6 protein-coding genes are annotated in these 4,053 nt (G+C 68.0%); 3 read left to right on the top strand and 3 right to left on the bottom strand.

Annotated features, from left to right (window positions below; genetic code table 11):
- The coding region (locus Q1J79_RS14675) for an EamA family transporter (protein ID WP_300301739.1) at positions 1 to 659 on the top strand (659 nt) is incomplete at its 5' end.
- Here Q1J79_RS14675 and Q1J79_RS14670 read toward each other — a convergent pair.
- From Q1J79_RS14670 to rmuC, 3 genes are read right to left on the bottom strand one after another with little or no spacing between them, the layout of a single operon-like run.
- Positions 656 to 1,075, bottom strand: coding sequence for a cupin domain-containing protein (locus Q1J79_RS14670; RefSeq protein ID WP_300301736.1), 420 nt, complete (start codon positions 1,073 to 1,075; stop codon positions 656 to 658). The two genes, Q1J79_RS14675 and Q1J79_RS14670, sit on opposite strands and share 4 nt — an antisense overlap.
- Complete coding sequence (locus Q1J79_RS14665; RefSeq protein ID WP_300301733.1) at positions 1,072 to 1,731, bottom strand: exopolysaccharide biosynthesis protein; 660 nt, start codon at positions 1,729 to 1,731, stop codon at positions 1,072 to 1,074. Before Q1J79_RS14665 ends, Q1J79_RS14670 begins: the two co-directional genes overlap by 4 nt.
- A complete protein-coding gene (gene rmuC / locus Q1J79_RS14660) occupies positions 1,731 to 3,065 on the bottom strand; it encodes a DNA recombination protein RmuC (protein ID WP_300301730.1) in 1,335 nt (444 codons plus the stop codon). Before rmuC ends, Q1J79_RS14665 begins: the two co-directional genes overlap by 1 nt.
- A gap of 91 nt (positions 3,066 to 3,156) precedes the next feature.
- On the opposite strand from rmuC, the gene def reads away from it, so the two are divergent.
- Positions 3,157 to 3,675 carry a peptide deformylase gene (def, locus tag Q1J79_RS14655; RefSeq protein WP_300301727.1) on the top strand — a complete coding sequence of 173 codons (519 nt, stop codon included), beginning with the start codon at positions 3,157 to 3,159 and terminating at the stop codon, positions 3,673 to 3,675.
- A 19-nt stretch (positions 3,676 to 3,694) separates the two neighbouring features.
- The coding region (locus Q1J79_RS14650; RefSeq protein ID WP_300301795.1) for a methionyl-tRNA formyltransferase at positions 3,695 to 4,053 on the top strand (359 nt) is incomplete at its 3' end.

Genomic DNA, 4,053 nt, shown 5'->3' with positions numbered 1-4,053 from the left:
TTGGCCTGTTCGGCTATCACGCGCTGTATTTCCTGGCGCTGAAGCTGGCGCCGCCGCTGGAGGCCAGCCTGATCAACTATCTCTGGCCGCTGCTGATCGTGTTGTTCTCGGCCTTGCTGCCGGGCGAGAAACTGCGCTGGTTCCACCTCGCCGGCGCGGCCCTGGGCCTGGGCGGCACCGTGATCCTGATCGCCGGCAAGGGCGAACTGGGGTTCGACTGGCGCTATGCGGCCGGTTACGCGGCGGCCTTCGCCTGCGCTTTCACCTGGTCGGGCTATTCGGTGCTGAGCCGCCGTTTCGCCGCCGTGCCGACCGATGCGGTGGGCGCCTTCTGCGCTGCCACGGCGCTGCTGTCATGGCTGGGGCATTTCACTTTCGAGAGCACCGGCCTGCCGGCCTCGACGGGCGAATGGGCGGCGATCGTTGCCCTGGGCCTTGGCCCGGTGGGGCTTGCCTTCTTCTGCTGGGATCACGGCATGAAACGCGGCGACGTGCGCGCGCTGGGCACCATGGCCTATGCGGCCCCGCTGCTCTCCACGCTGCTGTTGATCGTGTTCGGCCAGGGCGACCTCACCCTGCCGGTGCTGCTGGCCTGCGCGCTGATCATTGGCGGCGCCGTGCTGGGCACGGGCGACCTGCGCGGGGGAAAGAAGGCTTAAGGCGCCCAGCCGGGCGGGGCGAGTTCGAAGCCGGCGAAATCGAAGCCGGGCGCGACGGTGCAGCCGACCAGGGTCCACGCGCCCAGCGTTTCCGCCGCCTGCCAGTGATGCGGCGGCACGATGCCCTGCGGCCGGTGGCCGTCGATCACACCATGGCCCAGCGTGACCTGCTGCACCGGCTTTCCGGCCGCCTCGGCGACGCTCAGACGCAGCGGCGCGCCGGCATGGAAATGCCAGATCTCGACGGCATCCACGCGATGCCAGTGCGACCGCTCGCCGGCGCGGAGCAGAAAATAGATCGCGGTTGAGCGGCTGCGCCCGTCGGGGCCGGGCGCGTCGCGGAAGGTCTCGACGTAATGCCCGCCTTCTGGATGCGGCTGCAGGCCAAGGGCTGCGATGATCTCGTCGGCAGTCAAGCGAAAATCTTCTCCAGCACCACGAGGCCGACATCAAGCAGGAACCAGACCCAGCCGGTGGCGACCACGCTGGCGGCCAGGCTGGCGATCACCAGCGTGCCGTCGCGCTCGATCTGGCCGAAGGCGGCGAGGATGATGGCCCAGGCCGGCAGCAGGTTGCCGAACGGGATCGGCAGCGAGAGCAGCAGCGCGTTCCACAGCACCACGGCGCCCAGCAGCGGCCGCGCCCGCCGGCTGGTCAGATGGGCATAACGCGGCTTCACGTAGCGTTCGATCCGCTCCAGCACCGGCAGCGCCGGCCGCAGCAATTTGGCGACCTCGGCGCGGCGGAAACTGCGTGCGCCCCAGCTTTCGGGAAACCACGGGTGATCCAGGCCGAACAGCATCTGCGCCGCCAGCAGCACCAGCGGCGCGCCCAGCACGGCGGAAAGACCCGGCGCGATCGGCGCCGGAATGCCGTTGGGCAAAGCGAAAACCAGTATGGCCAGACCGAAGGCGCGCAACCCGAAGGCATGGATCAGATCATGCAGCGTGATGCGGTCTTCCGGATCACCGGCGCAGAGCGCGGCGACGATCTCGCTCACCTTGCGCGGCGCCTCGCCATTGCCGTTGCCGTTCTCGCCATTGAGCGGGGCGCCCGTCGCGGCCTGGGTCATCACTTTCCGGTCCCGTCATTCAGGCCGGGCAATTGCGGCGTCACGTCTTCGGCATCGGCCTCGATCACATCGGCGCGCTGCACGCTGACCTGGAAACTGGGCAAAGCTGCCGGCGCCTTGGGGGACCGGATGCCAAGCTGGGTCAGCTTGCGGATGCGTGGCAGCAGCCGGGCATTGACCGAGCGGCTGAACGCCTCGAACTGCTCGGTGGCCTGCTGCAGGCCGCGGCCGACCCTGTCGGCCAGCGTAAGCGCGGTGGCGGTCGACTCGATCAGCTGCCCGACCACTTCCATGATCTTTTCGGAATTCTCGATCTGCCTGCCGCCATCGATCTGCAGGCGCGACACGGCGATGATCGCCGCCAGAGCCGAAGGCCCGGTCACCACGATATCGACTTCCGCGGCGCGGCGTTCGAAATCCGGATCGGCGCGGCGCAGCTTCTCCACAGCGGCGTCGTTGGGCAGCATCATGGCAATCATGCTGCGCTTCAGGCTGCCGCCGCGCTTCAGCTCACGATAGGTGGCCAGCACGGCATTGCCGTAATCCTTGGCGCTGAGCGCACGCAGATGCAGCGCCATGCGCTGGGCCAGCTGGGCCAGCGCGGCGGCCTCAGCCACCTCGTCCTCGGCCTCGGCATGGTCGAGCAGCAGCTTGGAGGCCTTGGAATCGATCACCAGCACGGCATCGCCGGGCAGGAACACCACCGCGTCGGGGCGCAGGTTGCCGCGCTCGCCGTCGCCGGCGGCATGATACTGGATGATGAAATCCAGGCCCGGCTGCAGGCCAAAGGCCTTCAGCACATTCTCCAGCCCGATCTCGGCCAATCGGCCGGCGCCGCCGGGATGCGACAGGGCGCGGTAAACGGTGTCGATGCTCTTGCGGCTGTCGCCGACCTGCTGGTGCAGGCGGGTGACCGTCTCGGTCACGGTCAGGAATTGCTGGGCCAGCCCCTCGGTCACCTGCTTGACCCGCTTTTCGCCCTCTTCCTTCTGGGCCTCGGCCTCGCGCTTGTGGTCGGCCAGCAGCTTGTTGGACAGCTGGGCGGCGGATTCCACGGCAGCGGCCCGGGCGGCCTGGGTGGCGGTTTCGGCCAGCTTCTCGAAGGCCTGGGTCTTCACGGCGAGTTCGCTGCGCAGGCCGGCGGCCTGCCGTTCGGCCTCCAGCCGGGCGGCCTGGGCGCTTGCGGCCTCGTCGCGGGCCTGGTCGACCTGGTCGCGCAATTCGGCCACCAGGGCGGCCTGATCGCCCGCCCCGGCACCCCGGCGCAGCAGAACAACCAGCAAAATCAGGATGATCGCCAGGCCGGCAATGCTGGCGATTCCGAGAATCGACATTATATCCATCGGCATGACTGTTACATAACAGCGGGCTTGACGGAGAGCCAGCCCGCGCCCTATGACGCCCCGATTATTACGGAACCGATTTATGGCCCTTCTGCCGATCATCACCGCCCCGGACCCCCGGCTGGAAGCCGTCTCGACCCCCGTCGAGGCGGTGACCGACGAGGTGCGCCAGCAGCTCGACGACATGCTGGAGACCATGTATGCCGCGCCGGGCATCGGCCTGGCCGCCATCCAGGTCGGGATCCAGAAGCGCATGCTGGTGATCGACGTGTCGCGCGAGGGCGAGGACAAGCAGCCGCTTTACATCATCAACCCGGAATTCACCTGGCTGTCGGATGACGACAAGGTCTACGAGGAGGGCTGCCTGTCGCTGCCCGAGCAGTATGCCGAAGTGGCGCGCCCGGCCGAGGTGAAGATCGAATACCTGGATTACCACGGCGAGAAAAAGGAAATGCAGGCCGATGGCCTGCTGGCCGTCTGCCTGCAGCACGAGATGGATCACCTGGACGGCATCCTGTTCGTCGATCACCTCTCGGCGCTGAAGCGCAACATGATCCTGCGCAAGCTGCTGAAGCAGAAGCGCCTCGCCGAAGCCGGCTGAGCCGGTTCAGCGCATGACCCTGCGTCTGGTTTTCATGGGCACGCCGGATTTTGCCGTGCCGGTGCTGGAAGCCTTCATCGCCAACGGCGACGAGATCGTTGCCGTCTACAGCCAGCCGCCGCGCCCGGCCGGACGCGGCCAGAAGCTGACGCCTGCGCCGGTGCAGGCCTGCGCCGAACGGCACGGCCTGATCGTGCGCCATCCGGTGAGCCTGAAGACGCCTGAGGCGCAGGCCGAATTCGCCGCATGGCAGGCCGATGCCGCCGTGGTGGTGGCCTATGGCCTGCTGCTGCCCAGGCCGGTGCTGGATGCGCCGAAACTGGGCTGCTTCAACCTGCATGCCTCGCTGCTGCCGCGCTGGCGCGGCGCCGCGCCGAT

The organism is Ferrovibrio sp., assembly GCF_029255545.1.
In the GTDB taxonomy this organism is placed as follows: Bacteria; Pseudomonadota; Alphaproteobacteria; order Ferrovibrionales; family Ferrovibrionaceae; genus Ferrovibrio.
Note: the sequence above shows the minus strand (reverse complement) of the source record. Positions and strands in the feature narration are given on the sequence as shown.